Consider the following 26,056-nt stretch of genomic DNA (forward strand, 5'->3'; position numbering starts at 1 on the left):
CGGGCATGGCCCATCAGCCCTTCGCGCTGCGGGAGTTGGGGAGCAGCGGAGTGACCGTCCCGGCGCTCGGCCTCGGCTGCGCCCCGCTCGGCAACCTCTACCGTGCCGTCCCCGAGGAGCAGGCGCGGCAGGTGGTGCGCACCGCCTTCGCCACCGGTGCGCGCTACTTCGACACCGCCCCCCACTACGGCGTCGGCCTCTCCGAGGAACGCCTCGGCCGGGCGTTGCGCGGCCTCGACCGGAGCGCGTACACGCTCTCCACCAAGGTCGGCCGCAGGCTGCGGCCGACCGCACCGGGAGAGCCGGGAGCGGTGGCGGGCGAGGGGTTCGTCGACACCCCCGCACGGACGCGGGTACGGGACTTCTCCCGCGACGGTATCCGCGCCACCCTCGACGCTTCCCTGGAGCGGCTCGGCGTGGACGCCGTCGACATCGTCTATCTGCACGATGTGGAGGAGCACCTGCCCGAGGTGTACGCGACCGGCTTCCCCGCGCTCGCCGAGCTGCGCGCCCAGAAGGTGGTACGCGCCATCGGCTTCGGTATGAACCACAGCGATGTGCTGGCACGTCTGGTCGCGGAGCTCGACGTGGACGTGGTGCTGTGTGCGGGCCGTTGGACGCTGCTGGAGCGCACCGCGTTCGACGATCTGCTGCCGGTGTGCGCGCGGCGCGGCACCTCGGTGGTCGTCGGCGGTGTCTACAACTCCGGTCTGCTGGCGGATCCGACCCCCGGCGCGCCGTACAACTACGCGCCCGCGCCACCCCAGCTGCTCCACCGGGCACGCCAACTCGCCTCGGTGTGCGCGGAGTTCGAGGTGCCGCTCATGGCCGCGGCGCTCCGCTTCCCGTTCGGGCACCCCGGTGTCGCGTCGGCCGTGGTCGGTGCCGCCACTCCCGAGGAGGCCGCCCAGAACGCCACGCTTTTCGCGCGGGATATCCCGGACGAGTTGTGGCATACCCTCGTCGCCCGGGGCCTGCTCGACCCCGATCTGCCGCTGCCCCTCGCCGCCCCTGGAGCCCGTCCTTGACGCGCATCGACGCCCATCACCACCTGTGGGACCTGAGCCGACGCGCCCAGCCGTGGATGGACGGTCCGTGGGCGGACCCGATCCGTCGCAGCTACGCGCTGCCCGACCTCCTCCCGCATCTGGACGCGCACCGCATGGACGGCACCGTCCTGGTCCAGTCCTCGTCGTCGTACGAGGAGACGGCCGAACTGCTGGCGGTCGCGGCGGGGGACGGGCCGGTGCGCGGCGTCGTCGGCTGGGCCGACCTCACCGACCCGGCGCTCGCCGAGGTGCTGGCGGGGCTCCCCGCGGGGCTGGTGGGCATCCGCCACCAGGTGCAGGACGAGCCGGACCCGGACTGGCTCGTACGGCCGGACGTGCTCCGCGGCCTGCGCGTCCTGTCCGATGCCGGGCTGGTCTACGACCTGCTGGTCACCCCGCGCGAGCTGCCGGCCGCGCTGACCGCGGCGCGCGCCCTGCCGGGCCTGGCCCTGGTCCTGGATCACGCGGCCAAACCCCCCATCGCACGGGGCGATTGGCAGCCCTGGGCCGACCTGGTCGCCGAGCTGGCCCGGCTGCCGCAGGTGGCCTGCAAGCTCTCCGGGCTGGTCACCGAGGCCGATCCGTCCGGCTGGCGCCCGCAGCAGATCCTGCCGTACGCCCGGCACGTCCTGGACGTCTTCGGGCCGGAGCGCGTGATGTTCGGCTCCGACTGGCCGGTCTGCACCCTGGCGGCCGACTACGACGACGTCTTCGCCCTCGCCGAGGCCGCCACCGGGCCGCTCGACGACGCCGAACGGGCCGCCGTCTTCGGCGGAACGGCCGCGCGGGTGTACGGCATCGGGCCGGGCTGAACACGCGCACCGTCCGATCCCGGCCACCGGGCTCAGCCCGAGGGCACGGCCGCCGATGCGGCGTCCGGATCCCGCCGGCGTCCCGCTGCGCGCCGTTCGAGGATCGAGTCGTGCCGCTGACGTGAGCGGTGCGGACGACGAGTCGAAGGTGGACGACAGCATGGCAACGACAGCCGAGGCAGGCACGACGGCCGGGACGACAACGCAGGCAGGGGGGACAGCGACGGGCGGTGCGCGACAGCTCCGCGGCAAGGTGGCTCTGGTGACCGGTGGGAGCCGCGGCATCGGCGCGGCGACGGCCCTGCGGCTCGCCGCGGACGGCGCGGCCGTGGCGCTCACATACCTGAGCCGGCAGGACCGCGCGGAGCAGGTCGTCAAGGAGATCGAGCAGGCCGGCGGGCAGGCATGGGCCATACGGGCCGACAGCGCGGACCCGGAGGCGGTGCGGTCCTCGGTGACGGGCACCGTTGAGCGCTTCGGGCGGCTCGACATCCTGGTGAACAACGCGGGTGCCGGCGTCCTCGGCCCCCTGGAGGGAATCTCCCTCCAGGACGTCGACCGGGTGCTGCACATCAATGTCCGGGCGCCGTTCCTGGCGTCGCAGGCCGCGGCCGGGCTGCTGACCGACGGCGGCCGGATCATCACCATCGGCAGCTGCATGGCCGAACGGGTCGCCTTCCCCGGCGGCACGCTCTACGCCACCAGCAAGGCCGCGCTCACCGGACTGACCAAGACCCTGGCCAGGGAGCTGGGCCCGCGCGGCATCACCGCCAACCTCGTGCAGCCCGGACCGGTCGACACCGACATGAACCCCGCCGACGGAGAGAGCGCCCCGCTGCAGGCCGGGTTCACCGCGCTCGGCGCGTACGGAGAGGGGGCGGATGTCGCGGCGACGGTGGCGCATCTCGCGGGCGAGGGCGGGCGCTACATCACCGGCGCCTCGATCGCGGTGGACGGTGGCTTCGCGGTCTGAGCGGCCCGGCGGCGGGTGCGGGGGAGCGGGCGACCCGCGGCCGCCGGAAGCGGGTGCGGGGACGTCCTCCGGGGCAGCCGGCCCCGCACGGTGGCCCCGGGGCCTGCCGGGGGAAGGGCCCGCACCGTGTCCTTCCCCCGGCAGGGAAACACGCCGGGGGAAGGACACGGGGGAGCTGCCGGGCGGTCGCCGACCGCCCGCCCGACAGCTCGGCCGGGCGTCACAGCGTCGAGCGCAGCCACTGCTCCACGCTGGCGATGTGCACCGTCGCCCACGACCGGGCTGCCTCGGCGTCCCGGTCGCGCAGTGCGGCGATGATCGCCCGGTGCTCGGTGAGGGTGCGCGTCACCGCGTCCTTCTGTGTCAGTCCGCGCCAGATCCGGGCCCGGGTGGTCGGTCCGGACAGGCCCTCCAGCAGGGAACAGAGCACGGAGTTGCCGGAGGCCGAGACGATCCGGCGGTGGAACTCCAGATCGCCGGCGATCAGATCCTCCACCGCGGGCTGCGGGCCCAGGGCGTCCAAATGGTCCTCCAGCGCGTCGAGTTCGGCGACGCCGATGCGGCCGGCCGCCATCGCCGTCGCGGCGGGCTCCAGGATGCGCCGGACGGCGAGGAACTCCAGCACCGTGTCGTCGCGGTGGAAGTCCACCACGAAGTTCATGGCCTCCAGCAGGAGCTTGGGGTCGAGGCTGGTGACGTAGGTGCCGTCCCCCTGGCGCACATCCAGAATGCGGATGAGCGAGAGCGCGCGCACCGCCTCGCGCAGCGAGTTGCGGGACAGGCCCAGCTCGGCCGCCAGCTCACTCTCCTTGGGCAGCCGGTCGCCCGGCCGCAGCGCCCCGGAGACGATCATCCCCTTGATCTTCTCGATGGCCTCGTCCGTGACCGCCATGGCCGCCCTCCCCGCTCGGACCCGTCGGACATCCGCACAGACATCCGATGTCTGGGCTCATTATGACCCGGGACGCGCGCACCAACCGGTGCGGTACGCGGACCAGTCCTCTTCCGTGGCCGCGAAATCGACATACAGCGCCATTCCGAACCTCCGGCGGTCCACCTCCTGGCGGGTGAGCCCCAGACGCGCCCCACGCACCGCCGCGCGCACCGTCTCCGCCGAGGCGCGGTGCCCGACGTCGTCGGTGTGGAAGAACGGCAGCCCCATCAGCAGGTCGGTGCGACCGCCGGTCGCCTCCAGCGCCAGCCGGGTCTGCTGCGCCACATAACCGCCGTACAGCCCCTCCGTGGGCAGCGCGGTGTCGTAGGACATCAGCGCTATCTGATCGACGCGGCGCGCCACCTGCCCGAAGAACCGCTGCGATATCCACTTGCGATGCCCCGTCACCGCCCCGCTGAGGGTGTGGAGTCCGGGCAGCGGATCTATCTGGTGGACGGCTACGGAGAGCAGCGCCCCCCGGTCGTGGACCGCGGGCTCGAGCCGGTCGAGCAGCCGCAGATAGTCGGCGTTCCCGGAGTGCACCGGCTCCAGATCCAGATGGACCCCGGCGAACCCCTCCGCCAGCACCCGCCGCGCGCTCGCCACGATCGCACGGCGAGCCGCCGCGTCCGACAGCCGTAGCCCACCCCGCTGGTCGGCTTCGTACACCAGACGGTCGCCCAGCCAGGCGTGCACCCGGACCGACGGCAGGGCGCGGTGCACCGCGGCGATCAGCCACCGGGCACGCGGATATGCCGAACGCGCCGGTGGCAGTGTGCCGTCATGTTCCAACGGGCCGGCGTGGACGTACAGATCGCGTATCCCGGTGCCCGCGACGCGCCGCTTCAGCGCCGCCACATCGGCGGCGTCCCGCCGGCCGTCCACCCAGGCGTGGCCGAGCCAGATCGCGTCCCGGCCACGGGTGACCGCCTCCGGCGAGGCCGCCCCCGCATACCCGGCGCGCAGTGCCGTGCCGGCGATCGTCACCGGCAGCACGACCAGTACGGCGACCACCCAGGCCGCCCATTTCCCCGCACGCCGCAACCGTCGACGAGCCATCCCCATACCCCCCCGTTGATGAGCTTCGGGAGACAGCATGCCAGCCGTCACTGACAGTGACCGCTCGCGGGCGGCAGCGGTGCGGCTCGGCCCTCGATCGCCGCCCGTCCCGGCCGGCGGCCGCGCAGGCGTCCGGCCGCGGACACGGCGATGGGGCGGCCCCCGTGGCCCGCCCCATCACTGTGCTCTGCCGCTGCATGACCTGCTGTCAGCCGCGTTCCCCGGCCGGGGAATCAGTCCTCCAGCATGCCCTTGACCTTGGCGCGGACGTCCTCCGTGGCCAGGCCGCGGATCGTCAGCGTCGTACGGCGGCGCAGCACGTCGTCGACCGTCTCGGCCCACTCGTGGTCCCGGGCGTAGGCGACCTGGGCCCAGATCTCCGGCGCGTCCGGGTGGATGCGCTCGGCCAGCGCCGGGTTCTCGTTCGCCATCCGCGCGATGTCGAAGGACAGCGAGCCGTAGTGGGTGGCGAGGTGCCTGGCGGTCTCGGGGGCCATCCGGGGGCCGGGCGTGCCGCCGTCGATGAGCAGCCGGTGCGCGACCGCGTTGGGGTTGGCGATACCGGGCAGCGGGAGCTTCTTCGGCAGGTGCGCGATCGGCTCCATGTCGTCGGCCAGCGGCTGCCCCGGAAGCTCGGCGAGCTTGTTCATGACCGTGCGGCCGATGTGCCGGAAGGTCGTCCACTTGCCGCCCGCGACCGACAGCATGCCCCCGCTGCCCTCGGTGACGACCGTCTCGCGCTTGGCCTTGGAGGTGTCGCCGGGGCCGCCGGGCAGCACCCGCAGGCCCGCGAAGGAGTACGTGATCAGGTCGCGGGAGATCTGCTGGTCACGGACGGAGTAGGCGGCCTCGTCCAGGATCTGCGCGGTGTCCTTCTCGGTGACCGCGACATCAGCCGGGTCGCCCTCGAACTCCTCGTCGGTGGTGCCGAGCAGCAGCATGTCCTCCCAGGGGAGGGCGAAGGTGATGCGGTACTTGTCGATCGGGGTCGCCAGCGCGGCCTTCCAGGGGGCGGTGCGCTTGAGGACCAGGTGCGCGCCCTTCGACAGGCGGATGGAGGGCGCCGCGTTCGGGTCCTCCAGCTTGCGCAGGTGGTCCACCCAGGGCCCGGTGGCGTTGAGCACCAGGCGGGCGTTTATCCCGAACTCGTGGGAGTCCAGCCGGTCCCGGAGCTCCGCGCCGGTGACCCGTCCCTGGGTGAAGCGCAGGCCGGTGACCTCGGCGTGGTTGAGGACCGTGGCGCCGGCCGCGACCGCCGCGCGCACGGTCATCAGGGCCATCCGGGAGTCGTTCATCTGGTCGTCGCCGTACACGGCCACGGCCTTGAGGTTCTCCGTCCGCAGCTCGGGCACGTCGCGCTGCGCCTTCGACGGGCTGATGACATGGCCGACGCCGTCACCAAACGCGGAGAGCGCGGAGTAGGCGAAGACGCCCGCGCCGAGCTTGGCCGCGCCGTGCGGGCCGCCCTTGTAGACGGGCAGGTAGAAGGTGAGGGGGTTGGCGAGGTGCGGTGCGACCTCACGGGACACCGCACGCCGCTCGAAGTGGTTCTCCGCCACCAGCTTCACCGCACCGGTCTGCAGGTAGCGCAGACCGCCGTGCAGCAGCTTGGAGGAGGCGGAGGAGGTGGCGCCGGCGAAGTCACCGGCGTCCACCAGGGCCACCCGCAGCCCGGCCTGCGCGGCGTGCCAGGCAGTGGAGATGCCCAGGATGCCGCCACCGATCACCAGGAGGTCGTACGTCGCCTTGGACAGGTGCTCCCGGGTCTCGGCGCGGCTCGCGGTCGAACCGTCGGCCGGGTGCGTCCCGAGTGCCGGGACGCTCTGCAGGGTGCTCATGTTTTACTCCTCGACAGTGCTGTCATCGAGCCAGCCCATGGAGCGTTCGACAGCCTTGAGCCAGCTCTTGTACTCGCGGTCACGGGTGGCCGCATCCATCCGGGGGGTCCATTCGGCGGCCCGCCGCCAGTTGGCGCGCAGTTCGTCGGTGCTGGACCAGAAGCCGACGGCCAGTCCGGCCGCGTAGGCGGCGCCGAGGCAGGTCGTCTCGGCGACCATCGGGCGCACCACGGGTGCGTCCAGGAAGTCCGAGAGGGTCTGCATCAGCAGGTTGTTGGAGGTCATTCCGCCGTCGACCTTGAGTGCGGTCAGTTCGACGCCGGAGTCCTTGGTCATGGCGTCGCTGATCTCGCGGGTCTGCCATGCGGTGGCCTCCAGCACGGCACGGGCGATGTGCGCCTTGGTGACGTAGCGGGTGAGGCCGGTGATCACACCGCGGGCGTCGGGGCGCCAGTACGGTGCGAAGAGGCCGGAGAAGGCGGGTACGAAGTAGGCGCCGCCGTTGTCCTCGACGGAGCTGGCCAGCGTCTCGATCTCGGCCGCGCTGTTGATCAGGCCCATCTGGTCGCGCATCCACTGGACGAGCGAGCCGGTGACGGCGATGGAGCCTTCCAGGGCGTACACCGGCTTCTGGTCACCGATGCGGTAGCCGACGGTGGTCAGCAGCCCGTTGTAGGAGTTGACGGGCTCGTCACCGGTGTTCATCAGCATGAACGTGCCGGTGCCGTAGGTCGACTTCGCCTCGCCCTTCTCGTAGCAGGTCTGGCCGAAGAGGGCCGCCTGCTGGTCGCCGAGCGCGGAGGCGACCGGGACGCCCGCCAGGACGCCCGCCGCACACCGGCCGTAGACCTCGGAAGAAGACTTGATCTTCGGCAGCAGGGCGGCCGGGATGTCGATCGAGGTCAGGATCTTCGGATCCCAGGCGAGGTTGTGCAGGTTCATCAGGAGGGTGCGCGAGGCGTTGGTGACGTCGGTGACGTGCTCGCCGCCGTCGACGCCGCCGGTGAGGTTCCAGATGACCCAGGAGTCCATGGTGCCGAAGAGGATGTCGCCGGCCTCCGCGCGCTCGCGCAGGCCCTCGACGTTGTCCAGCAGCCAGCGGATCTTCGGGCCCGCGAAGTACGAGGCCAGCGGCAGGCCGGTCTCGCGGCGGAAGCGGTCCTGGCCGACGTTGCGGCCGAGCTCGCGGCAGAGGGCGTCGGTGCGGGTGTCCTGCCAGACGATGGCGTTGTGGACGGGCTCACCGGTGTTCTTGTCCCAGAGGACGGTGGTCTCGCGCTGGTTGGTGATGCCGATGGCCTTGACGTCGGCCGAGGTGATCCCGGCCTTCTCCACGGCGCCGGCGACGACCTGCTGGACGTTGGCCCAGATCTCGGTCGCGTCGTGCTCGACCCAGCCGGGCTTGGGGAAGATCTGCTCGTGTTCCTTCTGGTCGACCGAGACGATCCGGCCGTCCTTGTCGAAGACGATGCAGCGGCTGGAGGTCGTGCCCTGGTCGATGGCCGCGATGAACGGACCGTGACCGTGCGAGGAGGTGCTGTGGGTGTCGCTCATGGTGTGCTCCAAGGAGTCTGTGCGGGCGGAGTCCGGACGGTCGGGCGGGTCAGGCGAACGCCACCTGATAGATGCCTCCGGCGATGGCTCCGCCGATCAGCGGACCGACGACCGGAATCCATGCATAGCTCCAGTCTGAGCCGCCCTTGTTCGGCAGCGGCAGAAGTGCGTGCACGACTCGCGGGCCGAGGTCACGGACCGGGTTGATCGCGTAGCCCGTCGGACCGCCGAGCGAGAGGCCGATGCCCACGACGACGAGCGCGACGAGCAGGGTGCCGATCGGGCCGACGCCCTTGCCGTTGTCGCTCAGGCCCAGGGTGAGGATCGCCAGCACGAGCACGATGGTGGCGATGATCTCCGTGGCGATGTTCTGTACGACGTTCCGGATCTCCGGGCCGGTGGAGAAGATGCCCAGGACCGGGCCGGCCTTCGGCGCGGCGGCCTTGTCGACCATGCCTTCTTCACCCGAGTGGTCGGCCAGGACCTCGGGGTCCGTCAGGTGCGCGCGGAACTGCCCGTAGTAGGAGACCCACACCAGTACGGCGCCGATCATCGCGCCGAGCATCTCGCCCGCGAAGTACACCGGCACCTGGTTCCATTCGATGCCGCCCTGAATGGCGAGGCCGATGGTGACCGCGGGGTTGAGGTGCGCGCCGGACTTGGCGGCTATGTAGGCACCCGTGAGGACGGCGAAGCCCCACCCGAAGGCGATGGCCACCCATCCGGCGTTGAACGCCTTGGAGCGTTTGAAGGTGACGGCGGCGCACACGCCACCGCCGAGCAAGATCAGAACAGCGGTACCGATGGTCTCGCTGATGAAGATGTCGGAGCTGGACACCGGCGACTCCTTTGTCCTTCGTCCAGGGGGAAGGCGAACCCCGGGTCCCTCCGGTGGTCCGCACCCTCCGAGAGGGCGGTGGTCGGCCGGCGGCAGTACCCACCATAGCGAATATTGTCGTTAGGTGTTCGACAATGCCGACCGACGAACGGCAGTTTTGTTCACCGTTAGCACCCCGTCAAGGGTGCCGTGGCGAAAAATTTGGTCGGACATACCGCCCAAATACGGTCAGAACCGCCCGGCACCAAGATCCCTTGACACCGCCCGTGCACAATCCCGCACGGCGGCGATGATTTCCGGCCGCAGTTCGCCGTCCTTGCACACCCGCTCCACGGCCCCCGTGACACCCACCGCGCCCACCGGCATCCGCCGCCGGTCGTGGATCGGCGCGGCCAGCGAGGCGACGCCGTCCCAGGTCTCCTCGACGTCCGCGGCCCAGCCGCGCGCCCGGGTCAGGTCGAGCAGCCCCTCGAAGTCCTCCAGCCCCGTCACCGTGCGCGGCGTGAACGCCTCCCGCTCCGACTCGGAGACCTCGCTGTGCGCCACCGGGTCGTACGCCGAAAGCACCTTGCCCAGTGCCGTGCTGTGGAGCGGCTGCATCGCGCCGACCTCCAGCACCTGCCGGCTGTCGTCCGGCCGGAAGACGTGGTGCACGATCAGTACGCCCTGCTGGTGCAGGACGCCCAGATAGACGCTCTCCCCGCTGGAGCGGGCCAGGTCGTCGGTCCACACCAGGGCGCGGGCCCGCAGCTCGTGGACGTCCAGATAGCTGTTGCCCAGCCGCAGCAGCTCCGCGCCCAGCTGGTAGCGGCCCGAGGCCGCGTCCTGCTCTACGAAGCCCTCCTGCTGCAGGGTGCGCAGGATGCCGTGGGCGGTGCCCTTGGCCAGTCCCAGGGAGGAGGAGATGTCGGAGAGCCCCAGCCGCCGCTCCCCTCCTGCGAGCAACCGCAACATCGCGGCGGCCCGCTCCAGCGACTGGATGGTGCGTGCCATCGGGCGACCTCCGAGGTAAGTGGTTCGACAATGCTGAACGATATCGGCCCATGCCGACTCGTGGGGACGCAACGAAAGAGTTGCAGCGATCATGGTTAATGCACAGCCCCGTGCCGCGCCTCACTGTCCACGCCGTGAAACAACAGTCCCGTCCCCCGGACCGGCAGCTAGGCTGGCCTGGTGCGCCCTCTCCCGGAGGGTGCAAAGCCGACAGCCGTCGCAACCAGGGAGCATCTCCATGGCCTCGTACACGCCATCGTCCAGCAGCACATCCCGCGTCGAATCCTTCCGCGAGGCACTGGCCTCCCGGGTGGTGGTCGCCGACGGGGCGATGGGCACGATGCTGCAGGCGCAGGATCCGTCCATGGAGGACTTCCAGCAGCTCGAAGGCTGCAACGAGGTCCTCAACATCACCCGCCCGGACATCGTCCGCGCGGTGCACGAGGAATACTTCGCGGTCGGTGTCGACTGCGTGGAGACCAACACCTTCGGTGCGAACTTCGCGGCGCTGGCCGAGTACGACATCCCCGAGCGGGTCTTCGAGCTCTCCGAGTCCGGCGCCCGGATCGCCCGCGAGGTCGCCGACGAGTTCACCGCCTCGACCGGGCAGCAGCGCTACGTACTGGGCTCCATGGGCCCCGGCACCAAGCTGCCCACCCTGGGCCACGCCCCCTACGTCACGCTGCGCGACGCCTACCAGCAGAACGCCGAGGGAATGATCGCCGGCGGCGCCGACGCGCTGCTGGTGGAGACCACTCAGGACCTGCTGCAGACCAAGGCCGCCATCCTCGGCGCCCGCCGTGCGCTGGAGGTCACCGGCACCAACCTGCCGGTGATCTGCTCGGTGACGGTCGAGACGACCGGGACGATGCTGCTGGGCTCGGAGATCGGCGCGGCACTCACGGCGCTGGAGCCGCTGGGGATCGACATGATCGGTCTGAACTGCGCCACCGGCCCCGCCGAGATGAGCGAGCACCTGCGCTACCTGGCCCGCCACTCCCGTGTGCCGATCTCCTGTATGCCCAACGCGGGCCTGCCGGTGCTGGGCAAGGACGGTGCGCACTACCCCCTGACGGCCGGCGAGCTGGCCGACGCGCAGGAGACCTTCGTCGCGGAGTACGGCCTGTCGCTGGTCGGCGGCTGCTGCGGTACGACGCCGGAGCACCTGCGCCAGGTCGTCGAGCGGGTCCGCGGCGTGGAGCCCACGCCGCGCACCGCGCGTCCCGAGCCCGGCGCCGCCTCCCTCTACCAGACGGTGCCGTTCCGCCAGGACACCTCGTACATGGCGATCGGCGAGCGGACGAACGCCAACGGCTCGAAGAAGTTCCGCGAGGCGATGCTGGATGCCCGCTGGGACGACTGTGTGGAGATGGCCCGCGACCAGATCCGCGAGGGTGCCCACATGCTCGACCTGTGCGTCGACTATGTCGGCCGGGACGGTGTGGCGGACATGCAGGAGCTGGCCGGGCGGTTCGCCACGGCCTCCACCCTGCCGATCGTGCTGGACTCCACCGAGGTCGACGTCCTCCAGGCCGGACTGGAGAAGCTCGGCGGGCGGGCCGTCATCAACTCCGTCAACTACGAGGACGGCGACGGGCCGGAGTCGCGCTTCGCGAAGGTCACGGCGCTGGCGTCCGAGCACGGCGCGGCGCTGATCGCGCTGACCATCAACGAGGAGGGCCAGGCCCGCACGGTCGAGGACAAGGTCGCCATCGCCGAGCGGCTGATCGAGGACCTGACCGGCAACTGGGGCATCCACGAGTCGGACATCCTCATCGACTGCCTGACCTTCACGATCTGCACCGGCCAGGAGGAGTCCCGCAAGGACGGCATCGCCACCATCGAGGCGATCCGCGAGCTCAAGCGCCGCCGCCCGGACGTGCAGACGACGCTGGGGCTGTCGAACATCTCCTTCGGCCTCAACCCGGCCGCCCGCATCGTGCTCAACTCCGTCTTCCTGGACGAGTGCGTCAAGGCGGGCCTGGACTCGGCGATCGTGCACGCCTCGAAGATCCTGCCGATCGCGCGGCTGGAGGAGGAGCAGGTCAAGACCGCCCTCGACCTGATCTACGACCGGCGCGCGGAGGGCTACGACCCGCTGCAGAAGCTCATGGAGCTCTTCGAGGGCGTCAACACCAAGTCCATGAAGGCCGGCAAGACCGAGGAACTCCTCGCGCTGCCCCTGGACGAGCGCCTGCAGCGCCGGATCATCGACGGTGAGAAGAACGGCCTGGAGGCCGACCTGGACGAGGCGCTGGAGACGCGTCCGGCCCTGGACATCGTCAACGACACGCTCCTGGAGGGCATGAAGGTCGTCGGTGAGCTGTTCGGCTCCGGCCAGATGCAGCTGCCGTTCGTGCTCCAGTCCGCCGAGGTCATGAAGACCGCGGTGGCCCATCTGGAGCCGCACATGGAGAAGACCGACGACGACGGCAAGGGCACCATCGTCCTGGCCACCGTGCGCGGCGACGTCCACGACATCGGCAAGAACCTCGTCGACATCATCCTGTCCAACAACGGCTACAACGTCGTCAACCTCGGCATCAAGCAGCCGGTCTCCGCGATCCTGGAAGCCGCCGAGGAGCACCGCGCCGACGTCATCGGCATGTCGGGTCTCCTGGTCAAGTCCACCGTGATCATGAAGGAGAACCTCCAGGAGCTCAACCAGCGCAAGATGGCCGCCGACTTCCCCGTCATCCTCGGCGGCGCCGCCCTGACCAGGGCGTATGTCGAGCAGGATCTGCACGAGATCTACGAGGGCGAGGTCCGCTACGCCCGCGACGCCTTCGAGGGCCTGCGCCTGATGGACGCCCTGATCGCCGTCAAGCGCGGCGTGCCGGGCGCCACCCTGCCCGAGCTCAAGCAGCGGCGGGTGCCCAAGCGGGACACGCCGGTGCTGGAGGTCACCGAGCCCGAGGGCTCGGTGCGCTCGGACGTCGCCATCGACAACCCGGTGCCGGCGCCGCCGTTCTGGGGCACCCGCGTCGTCAAGGGCATCCAGCTCGCCGACTACGCCTCCTGGCTCGACGAAGGCGCCCTGTTCAAGGGGCAGTGGGGCCTCAAGCAGGCCCGTACCGGTGACGGGCCGACCTACGAGGAGCTGGTGGAGACCGAGGGCCGGCCCCGGCTGCGCGGCTGGCTCGACAAGCTGCAGACCGAGAACCTCCTGGAAGCGGCCGTCGTGCACGGCTACTTCCCCTGTGTTTCCAAGGGCGAGGACCTCATCCTGCTGCACGAGGACGGCACCGAGCGCACCCGCTTCACCTTCCCGCGCCAGCGCCGGGGCCGCCGCCTGTGCCTGGCGGACTACTTCCGCCCCGAGGAGTCCGGCGAGCGGGACGTCGTCGGACTGCAGGTCGTCACCGTCGGCTCGAAGATCGGCGGCGCCACCGCCGAGCTCTTCGAGGCCAACTCCTACCGCGACTACCTCGAACTGCACGGCCTGTCCGTCCAGTTGGCCGAGGCACTCGCCGAGTACTGGCACGCCCGGGTCCGCGCCGAACTCGGCTTCGCCGGCGAGGACCCCTCGGACGTCGAGGACATGTTCGCCCTGAAGTACCGCGGCGCGCGCTTCTCGCTCGGCTACGGCGCCTGCCCCGACCTGGAGGACCGCGCGAAGATCGCCGATCTCCTGCAGCCGGAGCGGATCGGCGTCGAGCTCTCGGAGGAGTTCCAGCTCCACCCGGAGCAGTCCACCGACGCCATCGTCATCCACCACCCGGAGGCGAAGTACTTCAACGCCAGGTGACCCGTTTGGGCCGTCCGGGGCTTTCCGGGCGGTTCCTGACGTTCTCGCCGGGACGCATCCGCGTGTGCAGTTGTACAATGGTCGGTCCGGTAGTGGCCGGTTGTCTCCCCGTCCCGGGGCGGCGACCGGCCCTTTCGTCCCTTCGGGGACGTCCCCACGGAGGTGGATGGATGACCAGCAGCATCCCCGCAGTCGGCACCCGAACGGCCGAAGCCGCAACCCTCCAAGCCGTATTCCTGGACCTGGACGGCACGCTCGTCGACACCGAGGGGTTCTGGTGGGAGGCGGAGACCGAGGTCTTCGCCGAACTGGGCCACATCCTGGACGACACGCACCGCGAGGTGGTCGTCGGCGGGCCGATGACCCGCAGCGCCGGCTATCTGATTCAGGCCACCGGCGCCCAGATCGGCCTCGCCGAGCTGAGCCTCCGCCTGAACGCCAGTTTCGCGGCCCGGATCGGACGCGGCGTGCCCCTGATGCCGGGCGCCCGCAGGCTGCTGGCGGAACTGGCCGCCCATCAGGTGCCGACCGCCCTGGTCTCCGCCTCGCACCGCACGATCATCGATCGCATGCTGCAGTCGCTGGGCCGGGAGCACTTCCGGCTGACCCTCGCCGGGGACGAGCTGGAGCGCACCAAGCCGCACCCGGACCCGTATCTGACGGCCGCCGCCCGGCTGGGCGTGGACCCGGCACGCTGCGCCGTCGTGGAGGACACCATGACCGGGGTGACGGCGGGGGAGGCCGCGGGCTGCCGGGTCGTCGCGGTGCCGTCCATCACCCCGATCCCGCCGGCCCCGGGCCGGACCGTCGTGGGATCGCTCGAAGAAGTCGATCTGTCCTTTCTGCGAGCACTCATCACGGAAAGCCGTTGACACGTACACCGAGCGTGTTCCATCGAAAGCCGACCGGAACTCAGGGCAGCGGAGCGCTCATTTTCCGTGACGAATGCGATGGCCGAATTAACGCATCGCCGCGGTGAATTGGGAGCGTGACGTTTCTCACGTGCCGGACCGTCGACAGCGGTCCCCGCAGGTGTTCCAAGGGGGCTCGACGGTGGCCTCGGCAGGGGTAACTGTCCGGATTGGTGGAGCAGCATGCGAAATGTTCCACCGTCCGGATATCGGTCACCGCCGGTTGGTTATCCAGTAGCCATATCGCTGCAACTCCATTGTGTCCCGGACCCACTGGCCGTTCCTACTAATGTCGACGCGAGCAACACCTCTGCGCTGATAAGGAACCTGCCGACGATGAATCGCAAGACCTTGGTGCTGCCGGCGCTGGCCGGCCTGCTCGTGCCCGCACTCGCTGCCTGCGGCAGCACCGACGGCGCGGGCGAGGGAGGCGACCCGATCGTCGTCGGGGTCGCCACCCAGATCGAGGCCACCAAGGCAGCGCCCGCGCCGCTCGACCCGGCGCAGGCCTACGACGTCGACGCGTGGAACATGCTGCGCGGCACGCTCCAGACGCTGATGCGACAGCCCAGGACCGGTACCGCGCCGGTGCCCGAGGCGGCACAGTCGTGCGGGTTCCGCGACACCCGGAACGAGCAGTACCGCTGCACCCTGCGCAGTGGCCTGAAGTTCTCCAACGGCCACGCCCTCACCGCCGAGGACGTCAAGTTCTCCCTCGACCGGCTGAAGGACATCAACTACACCAACGGCCCGGTGTCGCTGCTCAAGGACATCGACAAGGTGGAGGCGCTCAGCGACACCGAGGTGGTCTTCCACCTCAAGAAGCCGGACGCCACCTTCCCGCAGAAGCTCGCAACGCCGGCCGCGGCCATCGTCGACAGCGAGGTCTACCCCAAGAACCGGCTGTACAAGGGCTTCGACGTCGTCGGCTCCGGCCCGTACACGCTCAAGACCGAACTCTCCGGCGAGCGGGTCTCCAAGGCCGTCTTCACCAAGAACCCCGAGTACAAGGGCGGGGTCACGGCGAAGAACGACAAGGTGGAGATGCGGTTCTTCAAGGACTCCGACGGCATGGAGAAGGCCCTGCGCAAGGGCGACATCGACCTGATGAACCGCGGTCTGTCGCCCGACCAGATCAAGGGCCTGGAGAACGCCCGGGACAAGCACATCGCCCTGCAGGAGATGCCCGGCCAGGAGATCCGCTACCTCGCCTTCAACACCAAGGACCCGGCGGTCTCCGACAGGGCCGTGCGGCAGGCGATGGCGCAGCTGGTCAACCGCTCCGAGCTGGTGCGCGACGTCTACTCCTACACCGGCGTCCCGCTCTACTCCCTCGTTCCCACCGGCCTGACCGGCCACATCAACTCGTTCTTCACCAAGTACGGAAACCCCAGCGTCCCGGCCGCCCGCAAGACCCTGCAGCAGGCGAACATCAGCACCCCGGTGAAGCTGACCCTCACGTACACCAAGAACCACTACGGCTCCAGCACCGCCAAGGAGTTCCGTACGCTGCAGCAGCAGCTCAACAGCAGCAAGCTGTTCGACGTGGACATCAAGGGCATCGACAACTGGCAGCAGTTCCGCACCGACTCCTCGGCCGGCAAGTACACCGCTTACGGCATGGGCTGGTTCGCCGACATCCCGGACGCGGACAACTACATCGCGCCGTTCATCGGCAAGGGCAACTTCCTCAACTCCCCTTACCGCAACGCCAAGGTCGAGTCCCAGTTGATCCCGACGACCCGCCAGCAGACCGACCGCAACTCCGCCGCGGCCGGCTTCAAGCAGGCGCAGGACATCATCGCCGACGACATCCCGCTGCTCCCGCTGTGGCAGGGCAAGCAGTACGTCGCCGCCCGGGACGACGTCACCGGCGTCGAATGGGCCCTCAACTCCTCCTCCGCGTTGCAGATCTGGGAGCTCGGACGCGGCGTCGCCGACTGAGGCCGGCCCTCCGCACACTTGTAGGACACCATCGCCGCCGCGGCACACCGCCGTGGCTCGACCCGGCATCTCTGCCGTGACCAGGCATTTTGCCACCCAGATCGTGAGGACCAGGTAGTGAGGAAGCGGGACCAGTGGCTCGCCGCCCCGATCGGAGCGGGGCTGACCACAGCCCTGCTCGCGCTCGCCGGGTGCGGAGCTGAGGACTCGGGATCGGCCGGCAACGGCGAGCCCGTGGTCATGGGGATGACGGACAAGGTCGTGGCCACCGACCCCGCCGCAGGCTACGACCCGGGGTCGTGGCTGCTGTTCAACAACGTCTTCCAGTCGTTGCTGAGCTTCCCGAAGGGCGGTACGACGCCCGAACCGGAAGCCGCGAGAAGCTGCGGATTCACCGACAGCGCCAGCAAGGTCTACCGCTGCACGCTCAAGGACGGCCTGACGTTCAGCAACGGGAACGCGCTGACCTCGAAGGACGTCAAGTTCTCCGTCGACAGGACCCGGCGCATCAAGGACCCGGGCGGCCCCGCCGTCATGTTCTCCGCCCTCGACAAGGTCGAGACGCCGGACGCCAAGACCGTGGTCTTCCGGCTGAAGACGCCCGACGCCACCTTCCCCATGAAGATCGCCTCGGGCGCCGGCTCGATCGTCGACCACGCCTCCTACTCGGCGAACCGCCTGCGCACCGACGGCAAGGCCGTCGGCTCCGGCGTCTACACCCTGAAGGAGTACGGCCGAAGGCAGGCCCGCTTCGCCGTCAACGCCGCCTACAAGGGCCCCGCGAAGGTCAAGAACTCCGGGATGACCGTGAAGTTCTTCGACGCCCGCGACAAGCTCAAGAAGGCCGTACAGAGCGGCAGCGTCGACGTCGCCTACCGCGGACTGTCCATGAAGGACCTCTCCGCGCTCAACAACGCCTCACTCCACGACCAGCACGGCACCCAGGTGGTCGAGGGCGCCAGCGCCGAGGTCATGCACCTGGTCTTCAACATGAAGGACCCGGTCGCCGGCAAGCTGGGCGTCCGCAAGGCGATCGCCTACCTGCTGGACCGCTCGACCCTGGTGCGGGACGTCTACCGGCACACCGCCGTCCCGCTGTACTCGATCGTCCCGGCCGGTATCACCGGTCACAACACAGCCTTCTTCAACGCCTACGGCGACCGGCCCCAGCCGGGCAAGGCCGCGGACGCCCTGCGCTCCGCCGGCCTGCAGGGCAAGGTCCCGCTCACCCTGTGGGCGACCCCCGACCGGTTCGGCCCCGGCACCGTCCCCGCGTTCCAGGAGATCGCCCAACAGCTCAACTCCAGCGGCCTGTTCGACGCGCGCGTGCGCACGGTGGACACCAAGGAGTACGACAAGGGCGTGGCGGACGGCCGGTTCGGCGTCTACGTCAAGGGCTGGGTCCCCGACTACCCGGACCCGGACAACTTCACCCAGCCGTTCTTCGGCAAGGACAGCGTCCTGTCCAACCACTACGACTCGCCGCGGATCTCCGGCCGGCTGCTGCCCCAGACCGCGGACGAGACCGACCGCGGCGCCACCAAGACCGCGTTCCGCGAGGTGCAGGACATCGTCGCCAAGGACCTGCCGGTCATCCCGATCTGGCAGGGCAAGCAGTACGCCGTCGCCCGCGACGGCATCTCCGGCCTGGAGTGGACCCTGGACTCCACGACCGTCTTCCGGTTCTGGGAGATCAGCAAGGCCACCGAAGCCTGATCCGCCCGCGCGAGCGGCGCCCAGTACGCGGCGGGGCCGGCCCGAGATCCTCGGGCCGGCCCCGCCGCGGCGTGCCGCACGAACCGGTGGAGCCGCCGACCGGCCTACTGCGCGCCGGGGCGGACCAGGCCGCTCTCGTAGGCGTACACCGCCGCCTGCACCCGGTCGCGCAGGCCCAGCTTCGTCAGCACATGACCCACATGCGTCTTGACGGTGGTCTCGCTCACGAACAGGTCGGCGGCGATCTCGGCGTTCGACAGCCCGCGTGCCACCAGCTTCAGCACCTCGACCTCGCGCTCGGTCAGGGTGTGCAGGGTGTCCGGCACCGCGTCCTCGCCCGACGGGAGATGCCCGGCGTACTTGTCCAGCAGCCGGCGCGTGATGCTCGGCGCGAGCATCGCCTCGCCCGCCGCCACCACCCGGATCGCCTGCACCAGCTCGTTGGCCGGCGCGTCCTTGAGCAGGAAGCCGCTGGCGCCGGCCCGCAGCGCCTCGACGACGTACTCGTCCAGATCGAAGGTCGTCAGCACCAGCACCTTCGCCGGGCCGTCCTTGGCGGGACCGGTGATCTGCCGGGTCGCCTCGACACCGTCCATCCGCGGCATGCGGATGTCCATCAGCACGACATCGGGCTGCAGCGCACGCACCTGGTCCTGCGCCTGCAGACCGTCACCGGCCTCGCCGACGACCGCCAGATCCTGCTCGGCTTCCAGAATCATCCGGAATCCCGTACGCAGCAGGGGCTGGTCGTCGACCAGCAGGACGCGGATAGTCACGAGCTCTCCTTCGTGAGGCCCTGTCCGGGTGATCAGGCCTGGATCGGCCCCATTCTGCCCTGTTGCCCGCCGTCACCGTCCGCCGGGCGGACCGTCAGCGGATAGACCGGGGGAGTGCCGCCGAATTCCGGGCAGCGCGCCTGGTGGTCGCACCAGCCGCACAGCTTGGTCGGCCGCGGTCGCCAGTCACCGGTGTCCGTCGCCAGCTGGATCGCCTCCCACAGCGCGAGCAACTTCCGCTCCACCGCCCGCAGTTCGGCCTCGCTCGGGTCGTACGTCAGCACATCGCCGCTGCCCAGATACACCAGCTGCAACCGCCGCGGGACCGTCCCGCGCAGCCGCCACATCACCAGCGCGTAGAACTTCATCTGGAACAGCGCGCCCTCGGCGTACTGCGGCCGGGGCGCCTTGCCGGTCTTGTAGTCGACGATCCGCACCTCGCCCGTCGGCGCGACATCGACCCGGTCGATGAAGCCCCGCAGCTGCAGACCGGACTCCAGCACCGTCTCCACATACAGCTCGCGGTCCGCCGGCTCCAGACGCGTCGGGTCCTCCAGCGAGAACCACCGCTCCACCAGTGCCTCGGCCTCCGCCAGCCACTTCGCCAGCAGCTCGCCCGCCTCGTCGCCCTCGAAGAGCCCGGCCAGCTCGGGCCGCTTGGCCAGCAGCTTCTCCCACTCGCCCGGCACCATCGCCCGGGCGCCCGGCGCGGTGCGCTCGATCGCGGGGGCGTCGAAGAGACGCTCCAGCACCGCATGCACCACCGTGCCGCGGGTCGCCGCCGCGCTCGGCTTCTCGGGCAGTTTGTCGATCACCCGGAAGCGGTACAGCAGCGGGCACTGCATGAAGTCGCTCGCCCGCGACGGCGACAGCGCCACCGGCCGCCCGGCGAGCGCGCCGGCGCCGGCCGGCGCACCGCCCCCCGCGCCGCTCTCCCCCTCGGCCTCGCCCTGCGGCAGCGGCCCGCGCTGCGGTCCGACGCCGGCAGCGCTCTGCCGCGTGCTCCGCCCGTCCGCCGCGGCCGACTCGGCGTTCTCGGTGCTCGATCCCATGCCACCAGACCCTACGGCCCGCCACCGACAACCCCGCGCCCGCCGCCCGCGGAAGGGCCCCGCGGCGGATCCCGGCGGGGCACTCCGCATACCATCGACCTCAGACCCCTTTGCCCTGCATGATCGATGGATCACGCCGAGCAGGAGCGAAGGCCGTATTCGACGAGGGGACGCCGTGGACGAGAGCGGGAAGCCGCAGGACCCCCAGGAGTCCGTGCAGTCCCAGCCGCCCGAGCCGCCCAAGGACACCGAGAAGCCCGAGCCGCCCGCACCGAAGGAACCCAGGACTCCGGCACCCGGCAGGCGAAAGGGCGCGGGCGGCGGCATCCTCATGGGCCGGCCCTTCGGCGTGCCGGTCTACGTCGCCCCCAGCTGGTTCCTCGTCGCCGCCCTCATCACCTGGGTCTTCGGCGGGCAACTGGAACGCGTGCTGCCCGAGCTCGGCGGCGCCCGCTACCTCGTCTCGCTCTTCTTCGCCGTCGCCTTCTACGCCTCGGTGCTCGTCCACGAGCTGGCGCACACCGTCGCCGCCCTCCGCTTCAAGCTCCCGGTGCGCCGCATCCAGCTCCAGTTCTTCGGCGGCGTCTCGGAGATCGAGAAGGAGACCGAGACCCCGGGCCGCGAGTTCGTCCTCGCCTTCGTCGGCCCGCTCCTGTCCCTGGTGCTCGCCGGCGTCTTCTACGGCGGCATGCAGCTGGTCGAACCGGGCACCGTCCCCGGCGTCCTGCTCGCGGGCCTGATGATCTCCAACCTCATCGTCGCGATCTTCAACCTCCTGCCCGGCCTCCCGCTGGACGGCGGGCGGATGCTGCGCGCCGTCGTCTGGAAGCTCTCCGGCAAACCGATGACCGGCACCGTCGCCGCCGCCTGGGTCGGCCGCGCCCTCGCCGTCGCCGTCCTCATCGGCCTGCCGCTGCTCACCCACACCGGTGCGCTCGGCAACACCCGCCCGGAGATCGGCGGCGCCGACTCCCTCACCGACGCCCTGCTTGCGGCGATCCTCGCCGCCATCATCTGGACCGGCGCCGGCAACAGCCTGCGCATGGCCCGGCTGCGCGAGCGCCTGCCCGACCTCCAGGCCCGGGTGCTGACCCGGCGCGCCGTGCCGGTCGAGACCGACACCCCGCTCTCCGAAGCGCTGCGCCGCGCCAACAGCGCCGGTGCCCGCGCCCTGGTCGTCGTCGACCGCCAGGGGGAGCCCACGGCCCTCGTCCGTGAGGCCGCGATCGTGGCCGTCCCCGAGCACCGCCGCCCCTGGGTCCCGGTGGGCACCCTCGCCCAGGACCTCAAGGACGGCATGCGGGTCTCCGCCGAACTCGCGGGTGAGGGCCTCCTGGAGTTCCTGCGGGCCACCCCGGCCACCGAATACCTCGTCGTCGAGGAGACCGGTGAGATCTACGGCGTGCTGTCCAGCGCCGATGTCGAGCGGGCGTTCGTCTCCGCGATGTCCCGCCACTCCTGACCCGCGGCTCCTGACCCGCCGCCGCAGGAGGACCCCGCGGCCGCCCCGGGGACCCGTCCGCGGGCCCACTGGTCCGCGGCGTCCCGACGGGCCGGTAGGCTGGTCACATGTCCGAACCGACCGGTGCCGCCCGCCGTCGCGGGCCCTTCAAGGTCGGGGACCAGGTCCAGCTCACCGACCCCAAGGGACGCCACTACACCTTCACGCTCGAAGAGGGAAAAAGCTTCCACACCCATAAGGGAGCCTTCCCCCACGACGAGCTGATCGGTGCTCCCGAGGGCAGTGTTGTCCGTACCACCGGGAACGTCGCCTACCTCGCGCTGCGCCCGCTGCTCCCCGACTATGTCCTGTCCATGCCCCGCGGCGCCGCCGTGGTCTACCCCAAGGACGCGGGGCAGATCCTGGCGATGGCCGACATCTTCCCCGGCGCCCGCGTCGTCGAGGCGGGGGTGGGATCCGGCTCGCTCAGCAGCTTCCTGCTGCGCGCCATCGGCGACCAGGGCATGCTGCACTCCTACGAGCGCCGCGCCGACTTCGCCGAGATCGCCACGCAGAACGTCGAACGCTACTTCGGCGGTCCGCACCCCGCGTGGACCCTCACCGTCGGTGACCTCCAGGACAACCTCTCCGACGCCGACGTCGACCGCGTCATCCTGGACATGCTGGCCCCCTGGGAGTGCCTGGAGGCCGTCTCCAAGGCGCTGGTCCCCGGCGGCATCCTCTGCGCCTACGTCGCGACGACCACGCAGCTGGCCCGCACCGTCGAGTCGATCCGCGAGCACGGCACCTTCAACGAGCCGTCGGCCTGGGAGACCATGGTCCGCACCTGGCACGTCGAGGGCCTGGCCGTCCGCCCCGACCACCGCATGATCGGGCACACCGGCTTCCTCCTCACCGCCCGCCGCCTGGCCGACGGGGTCGAGCCCCCGCTGCGCCGCCGCCGGCCCGCCAAGGGCGCGTACGGCGAGGACTACTCCGGACCGGGCAAGGCCGACCCGGCCGCGGGATCCTCCGGCGCGAGCGGCTCCGCAGAGCGCGGCTGACCGTTCAGATCCGGCCAACGAACCGCCAGGCGCCGCCGACGAGTTCCCCCACGGGGAACCGCCGGCGGCGCTTCTTCGTACCCAAGGCAAAACTCCTGTCCGGCCGGTTCCGTGCGGTCCGCTCCTGTGGAACGATGCTGGGCACTCCCACCTCCACAGCACTTCACAGGAGTTACCCCGCGTGCAGCCCTTGGCAGGCCAGGACCTTTCGCACACCCAGCCGCGCGCCATGCACTGGCTCGCCACCGCCACCGCCATCTCCGCGGTCGTCGCGGCCGCGTCCTTCGTCCAGCCTCCTGATGCCACCGCCACCACGCCCGGGCAAGCGAGAACCGGCCACACCGCGGCTCCCGACCCCCGCGAGGTGACTTTTCCCATGGAGTGCGGGCCCGAGCGGGTCGACGTGGTGAAGAAGGTCTCCGGCGACCTCGACGGCGACGGCACGACGGAGACCGTCGCCGTGGCCCGCTGCCACTCCGGGATCGGCACGCCGCCCAGCGGGGTCTACGTCCTCGCCCGGCCGAGCGACCCCGAGGCGGCGCCGCGCATCGTGGCGACGCTCGTCGAGCCCGCCCAGAAGCTCAGTGTCCAGCGGATCGCCCTGGCGGGGGGCGGGATCTCGGCGGAGCTCCTGGGCTACTCCACCCTTGACGTGCCGCGCTGCTGCCCCGACGTGCACAAGGGCGTCAAGTGGCAATGGAAGGGCGGGAAGTTCGTCCAGAGCGAACTCCCCGCCGCGATGAGCACCGAGCGTGCGTGATCCGTCACCCGCAGTGCGGTGAGTCGACGCCGGCTACGACCGGCCTACGCTCCCGTCTGCGGGGCGTCTACTCCGCGTCCGGGCCGTATACCTCGACCCGGTCCGCGACGCGGCGGACGTGAATACAGTCCCCGGGGCACTCCTTGGCCGAGTCCTTGACGTCGTTGAGCAGCGGGAGCGGGACGGGGGTTGTGGCCCCCTTGTCCTGGAGCAGCTCGTCGTCGCCGCTCTTGACATAGGCCAGGCCATCGATGTCGAGCTCGAAGACCTCGGGCGCGTACTGCGCACAGATGCCATCGCCGGTGCACAGGTCCTGATCGATCCAGACTTCAAGCTCTGGACGGGCTTCATCCTGCGCGGTCATCTCGCCTGCCGTTCCTGCGTACGTGAACCGTTTTTGTCTAAGTGGCGCCACCCCTGACGGGTGTTGACCGACTCGACGATACAACCGCTCGCTTTCCGATGCCGTTGGGTGGGTATTCCTTTGGCGTGAGGACGTGCGCAAGGGTGAAGATCAGACACACCCCGACAGTCTTTTCGATCTAGGGGTTTCAACCTGCACCGGCCCAGGTAGGGTCAGGAAGCGTCCAGCTCCTTGGAGGAGGTGAGGACCGTGGCAGCCCACGACGACGACATCAACCGCGGCATCCGGCCGGGGCGAGGGTCTGAAGATCCCGCCGGCCAGGTTGCCTATCTCGAGCAGGAGATCGCCGTCCTGCGACGCAAGCTCGCCGACTCTCCGCGTCACACGAGGATTCTCGAAGAGCGGATCGTCGAGCTGCAGACCAACCTGGCCGGCGTCTCGGCTCAGAACGAGCGACTCGCCAATACTCTCCGCGAGGCCCGCGACCAGATCGTCGCGCTCAAGGAGGAAGTCGACCGGCTCGCGCAGCCGCCGGCCGGCTTCGGTGTCTTCCTGCAGTCCAACGAGGACGACACGGTCGACATTTTCACCGGAGGCAGAAAGCTCCGGGTGAATGTCAGCCCCAGTGTGGAGACCGCCGACCTCAGGCGCGGCCAAGAGGTCATGCTCAATGAAGCGCTCAACGTGGTCGAGGCCATGGAGTTCGAGAGCGCCGGCGACATCGTCACCCTCAAGGAGATCCTTGAGGACGGCGAGCGCGCGCTGGTCATCGGGCACACCGACGAGGAACGGGTGGTGAGGCTCGCCGAGCCGCTGCTGGACATCACCATCCGCCCCGGCGACGCCCTGCTCCTCGAGCCCCGGTCCGGCTACGTCTACGAAGTCATCCCGAAGAGCGAGGTCGAGGAGCTCGTCCTCGAAGAGGTCCCGGACATCGACTACACCAAGATCGGCGGTCTGGGCGGCCAGATCGAACTGATCCGGGACGCGGTCGAGCTTCCGTACCTCTACCCCGACCTCTTCAAGGAGCACGAACTCCGTCCCCCCAAGGGTGTCTTGCTCTACGGCCCGCCCGGCTGCGGCAAGACGCTCATCGCCAAGGCGGTCGCCAACTCCCTTGCCAAGAAGGTCGCCGAGGTGACCGGGCAGCCCGCGGGGAAGAGCTTCTTCCTCAACATCAAGGGCCCCGAGCTGCTCAACAAGTACGTCGGCGAGACGGAGCGGCACATCCGGCTGGTCTTCCAGCGGGCCAGGGAGAAGGCGAGCGAGGGGACCCCCGTCATCGTCTTCTTCGACGAGATGGACTCCCTCTTCCGCACCCGCGGCTCCGGTGTCAGCTCGGACGTGGAGAACACCATCGTTCCGCAGCTGCTCTCCGAGATCGACGGTGTGGAGGGCCTGGAGAACGTCATCGTGATCGGTGCCTCGAACCGCGAGGACATGATCGACCCGGCGATCCTGCGCCCCGGCCGGCTCGATGTGAAGATCAAGATCGAGCGTCCGGACGCGGAGGCCGCCAAGGACATCTTCTCGAAGTACCTCACGGAACGCCTCCCGCTGCATTCCGACGACCTCACCGAGCACGGCGAGTCGCGCAAGGCCGCGGTCAGCGGAATGATCCAGTCGGTCGTCGAGCAGATGTACGCGGAATCCGAGGAGAACCGCTTCCTGGAGGTCACCTACGCCAATGGTGACAAGGAAGTTTTGTACTTCAAGGACTTCAACTCCGGCGCGATGATCGAAAACATTGTCGGACGTGCGAAGAAGATGGCCATCAAGGCCTTCCTCGAGCACAAGCAGAAGGGTCTGCGGGTCTCCCACCTCCTCCAGGCGTGCGTGGACGAGTTCAAGGAGAACGAGGACCTGCCCAACACCACCAACCCGGACGACTGGGCCCGGATCTCCGGTAAGAAGGGCGAGCGGATCGTTTACATCCGTACGCTGGTCACCGGAAAGCAGGGCGCGGACACCGGCCGCTCCATCGACACGGTGGCGAATACCGGCCAATACCTGTAACACCGCACTCCGGCTGCGGATGTCCTGCACGGGGCGTCCGCAGCCGGACGCTTTTCCGGGCATGCGGGACGCGTCCCCGAAAAGGCCGCGGGAAAACAGGGAAAACCGGACTGGAGTAATGACTGTAATGATCTCCCCAGCACCGCAAAGGCGTTCTAGGCTCTTCGGTACCGCCGCGTCACGCTGTTCGGGAGCGGGGATCGCAGACAGCACG

Annotated in this window: 20 protein-coding genes; 11 read left to right on the forward strand and 9 right to left on the reverse strand. The window is 70.0% G+C overall.

Going from position 1 to position 26,056, the window contains the following annotated elements; all coding sequences use genetic code 11:
* Positions 1-5 precede the first annotated feature (5 nt).
* The 3 genes from QOM21_RS29165 to QOM21_RS29175 all read left to right on the forward strand — a co-directional run bounded on the left by QOM21_RS29165 (position 6) and on the right by QOM21_RS29175 (position 2,834).
* Positions 6-1,028: an aldo/keto reductase gene (locus QOM21_RS29165; protein ID WP_407553984.1), complete on the forward strand. Its 1,023-nt coding sequence runs from the start codon at positions 6-8 to the stop codon at positions 1,026-1,028.
* Positions 1,025-1,861: an amidohydrolase family protein gene (locus QOM21_RS29170; RefSeq protein WP_407553985.1), complete on the forward strand. Its 837-nt coding sequence runs from the start codon at positions 1,025-1,027 to the stop codon at positions 1,859-1,861. Before QOM21_RS29165 ends, QOM21_RS29170 begins: the two co-directional genes overlap by 4 nt.
* Positions 1,862-2,021: 160 nt before the next feature.
* Positions 2,022-2,834, forward strand: coding sequence for a 3-oxoacyl-ACP reductase family protein (locus QOM21_RS29175; RefSeq protein ID WP_407553986.1), 813 nt, complete (start codon positions 2,022-2,024; stop codon positions 2,832-2,834).
* 220 nt (positions 2,835-3,054) lie between these two features.
* On the opposite strand, the gene QOM21_RS29180 is transcribed toward QOM21_RS29175, so the two are convergent.
* The 6 genes from QOM21_RS29180 to QOM21_RS29205 all read right to left on the reverse strand — a co-directional run bounded on the left by QOM21_RS29180 (position 3,055) and on the right by QOM21_RS29205 (position 10,050).
* The gene (locus QOM21_RS29180) at positions 3,055-3,726 is read right to left on the reverse strand and encodes a FadR/GntR family transcriptional regulator (protein WP_407553987.1); all 672 of its coding nucleotides are present in this window, start codon (positions 3,724-3,726) and stop codon (positions 3,055-3,057) included.
* 60 nt (positions 3,727-3,786) lie between these two features.
* Positions 3,787-4,833, reverse strand: a complete 1,047-nt coding sequence (locus tag QOM21_RS29185; RefSeq protein WP_407553988.1) for a hypothetical protein — start codon at positions 4,831-4,833, stop codon at positions 3,787-3,789.
* Between the two features lie 227 nt (positions 4,834-5,060).
* Positions 5,061-6,665 (reverse strand): FAD-dependent oxidoreductase, encoded by a 1,605-nt coding sequence (locus QOM21_RS29190; protein WP_407553989.1) that lies wholly within the window; start codon positions 6,663-6,665, stop codon positions 5,061-5,063.
* A 3-nt stretch (positions 6,666-6,668) separates the two neighbouring features.
* Entirely contained in the window at positions 6,669-8,219 is a 1,551-nt protein-coding gene (glpK, locus tag QOM21_RS29195) for a glycerol kinase GlpK (protein ID WP_407553990.1), read from the reverse strand.
* A 49-nt stretch (positions 8,220-8,268) separates the two neighbouring features.
* The gene (locus QOM21_RS29200; protein WP_407553991.1) at positions 8,269-9,057 is read right to left on the reverse strand and encodes an MIP/aquaporin family protein; all 789 of its coding nucleotides are present in this window, start codon (positions 9,055-9,057) and stop codon (positions 8,269-8,271) included.
* Positions 9,058-9,285: 228 nt separating this feature from the next.
* The gene (locus QOM21_RS29205; RefSeq protein WP_407553992.1) at positions 9,286-10,050 is read right to left on the reverse strand and encodes an IclR family transcriptional regulator; all 765 of its coding nucleotides are present in this window, start codon (positions 10,048-10,050) and stop codon (positions 9,286-9,288) included.
* A gap of 238 nt (positions 10,051-10,288) precedes the next feature.
* Between QOM21_RS29205 and metH the strand changes: the two genes are divergently transcribed.
* From metH to QOM21_RS29225, 4 genes are all read left to right on the forward strand, one after another.
* Positions 10,289-13,798 carry a methionine synthase gene (metH, locus tag QOM21_RS29210; protein ID WP_407553993.1) on the forward strand — a complete coding sequence of 1,170 codons (3,510 nt, stop codon included), beginning with the start codon at positions 10,289-10,291 and terminating at the stop codon, positions 13,796-13,798.
* A 170-nt stretch (positions 13,799-13,968) separates the two neighbouring features.
* Positions 13,969-14,670, forward strand: coding sequence for an HAD family hydrolase (locus QOM21_RS29215; protein WP_407553994.1), 702 nt, complete (start codon positions 13,969-13,971; stop codon positions 14,668-14,670).
* Between the two features lie 375 nt (positions 14,671-15,045).
* Entirely contained in the window at positions 15,046-16,653 is a 1,608-nt protein-coding gene (locus tag QOM21_RS29220) for an ABC transporter substrate-binding protein (protein WP_407553995.1), read from the forward strand.
* A 117-nt stretch (positions 16,654-16,770) separates the two neighbouring features.
* Positions 16,771-18,369, forward strand: a complete 1,599-nt coding sequence (locus QOM21_RS29225) for an ABC transporter substrate-binding protein (protein WP_407553996.1) — start codon at positions 16,771-16,773, stop codon at positions 18,367-18,369.
* A gap of 104 nt (positions 18,370-18,473) precedes the next feature.
* Here the strand turns inward: QOM21_RS29225 and QOM21_RS29230 are convergent, their stop codons facing one another.
* On the reverse strand, positions 18,474-19,145 hold the full coding sequence (locus tag QOM21_RS29230; protein ID WP_407553997.1) for a response regulator: 672 nt from the start codon (positions 19,143-19,145) through the stop codon (positions 18,474-18,476).
* A gap of 32 nt (positions 19,146-19,177) precedes the next feature.
* On the reverse strand, positions 19,178-20,197 hold the full coding sequence (locus QOM21_RS29235; protein WP_407553998.1) for a RecB family exonuclease: 1,020 nt from the start codon (positions 20,195-20,197) through the stop codon (positions 19,178-19,180).
* Between the two features lie 175 nt (positions 20,198-20,372).
* Here QOM21_RS29235 and QOM21_RS29240 point away from each other — a divergent pair, with 175 nt between their 5' ends.
* The 3 genes from QOM21_RS29240 to QOM21_RS29250 all read left to right on the forward strand — a co-directional run bounded on the left by QOM21_RS29240 (position 20,373) and on the right by QOM21_RS29250 (position 23,462).
* Complete coding sequence (locus QOM21_RS29240; RefSeq protein WP_407553999.1) at positions 20,373-21,659, forward strand: site-2 protease family protein; 1,287 nt, start codon at positions 20,373-20,375, stop codon at positions 21,657-21,659.
* A gap of 107 nt (positions 21,660-21,766) precedes the next feature.
* The gene (locus QOM21_RS29245; protein ID WP_407554000.1) at positions 21,767-22,702 is read left to right on the forward strand and encodes a tRNA (adenine-N1)-methyltransferase; all 936 of its coding nucleotides are present in this window, start codon (positions 21,767-21,769) and stop codon (positions 22,700-22,702) included.
* A gap of 181 nt (positions 22,703-22,883) precedes the next feature.
* The gene (locus QOM21_RS29250; RefSeq protein WP_407554001.1) at positions 22,884-23,462 is read left to right on the forward strand and encodes a hypothetical protein; all 579 of its coding nucleotides are present in this window, start codon (positions 22,884-22,886) and stop codon (positions 23,460-23,462) included.
* Between the two features lie 67 nt (positions 23,463-23,529).
* Here QOM21_RS29250 and QOM21_RS29255 read toward each other — a convergent pair whose 3' ends face one another.
* Positions 23,530-23,826, reverse strand: a complete 297-nt coding sequence (locus QOM21_RS29255; RefSeq protein ID WP_407554002.1) for a ferredoxin — start codon at positions 23,824-23,826, stop codon at positions 23,530-23,532.
* Positions 23,827-24,075: 249 nt separating this feature from the next.
* Here QOM21_RS29255 and arc point away from each other — a divergent pair, with 249 nt between their 5' ends.
* Positions 24,076-25,842 carry a proteasome ATPase gene (arc, locus tag QOM21_RS29260; protein ID WP_407554003.1) on the forward strand — a complete coding sequence of 589 codons (1,767 nt, stop codon included), beginning with the start codon at positions 24,076-24,078 and terminating at the stop codon, positions 25,840-25,842.
* Positions 25,843-26,056: the final 214 nt, after the last annotated feature.

Source organism: Streptomyces sp. Pv4-95, from assembly GCF_045782725.1.
In the GTDB taxonomy this organism is placed as follows: Bacteria; Actinomycetota; Actinomycetes; order Streptomycetales; family Streptomycetaceae; genus Streptomyces.

Bases quoted from the DNA above. Each gene is read 5' to 3' on its own strand.
- QOM21_RS29165 (WP_407553984.1), top strand. From the start codon at position 6: ATGGCCCATCAGCCCTTCGCGCTGCGGGAGTTGGGGAGCAGCGGAGTG.
- QOM21_RS29175 (WP_407553986.1), top strand. From the start codon at position 2,022: ATGGCAACGACAGCCGAGGCAGGCACGACGGCCGGGACGACAACGCAG.
- QOM21_RS29180 (WP_407553987.1), bottom strand. From the start codon at position 3,726: ATGGCGGTCACGGACGAGGCCATCGAGAAGATCAAGGGGATGATCGTC.
- QOM21_RS29185 (WP_407553988.1), bottom strand. From the start codon at position 4,833: ATGGGGATGGCTCGTCGACGGTTGCGGCGTGCGGGGAAATGGGCGGCC.
- QOM21_RS29190 (WP_407553989.1), bottom strand. From the start codon at position 6,665: ATGAGCACCCTGCAGAGCGTCCCGGCACTCGGGACGCACCCGGCCGAC.
- glpK (WP_407553990.1), bottom strand. From the start codon at position 8,219: ATGAGCGACACCCACAGCACCTCCTCGCACGGTCACGGTCCGTTCATC.
- QOM21_RS29205 (WP_407553992.1), bottom strand. From the start codon at position 10,050: ATGGCACGCACCATCCAGTCGCTGGAGCGGGCCGCCGCGATGTTGCGG.
- metH (WP_407553993.1), top strand. From the start codon at position 10,289: ATGGCCTCGTACACGCCATCGTCCAGCAGCACATCCCGCGTCGAATCC.
- QOM21_RS29215 (WP_407553994.1), top strand. From the start codon at position 13,969: ATGACCAGCAGCATCCCCGCAGTCGGCACCCGAACGGCCGAAGCCGCA.
- QOM21_RS29220 (WP_407553995.1), top strand. From the start codon at position 15,046: ATGAATCGCAAGACCTTGGTGCTGCCGGCGCTGGCCGGCCTGCTCGTG.
- QOM21_RS29235 (WP_407553998.1), bottom strand. From the start codon at position 20,197: ATGGGATCGAGCACCGAGAACGCCGAGTCGGCCGCGGCGGACGGGCGG.
- QOM21_RS29245 (WP_407554000.1), top strand. From the start codon at position 21,767: ATGTCCGAACCGACCGGTGCCGCCCGCCGTCGCGGGCCCTTCAAGGTC.
- QOM21_RS29255 (WP_407554002.1), bottom strand. From the start codon at position 23,826: ATGACCGCGCAGGATGAAGCCCGTCCAGAGCTTGAAGTCTGGATCGAT.